1 protein-coding gene is annotated in these 304 nt (G+C 39.5%); it reads left to right on the top strand.

From position 1 onward, the window contains the following. Positions 1 to 304, top strand: a 304-nt coding sequence (locus PZE06_RS27860; RefSeq protein WP_275792379.1) for a M24 family metallopeptidase, incomplete at both ends; no start/stop codon positions are given.

Genomic DNA, 304 nt, shown 5'->3' with positions numbered 1-304 from the left:
AAAAAAGCTGGAGAAGTGTTGGCTTCTGTTCATAAAGAAATTGCTAAGATGATTAAACCAGGGGTGACTACTTGGGAAATAGAAGAGTTTGTCGATTCCTATATGGCACAAAAGGGAGCAACTGCTGAACAAAAGGGTTATAAAGGTTATGAGTATGCAACATGTGCAAGTATAAATGATGAAATTTGCCATGGGTTTCCAAGGAAAGAACCTTTAAATAATGGCGATATTGTGACAATTGATATGGTGGTTAATTTAAATGGGGCATTGGCGGATTCGGCATGGACGTACGCAGTTGGTGAGG

The sequence above is a fragment of the Robertmurraya sp. DFI.2.37 genome, assembly GCF_029211245.1.
GTDB lineage: Bacteria > Bacillota > Bacilli > Bacillales > Cytobacillaceae > Robertmurraya > Robertmurraya methanolica_A.
The sequence above is the reverse complement of the archived record's forward strand: the minus strand, read 5'-3'. Positions and strand labels throughout refer to the sequence as shown.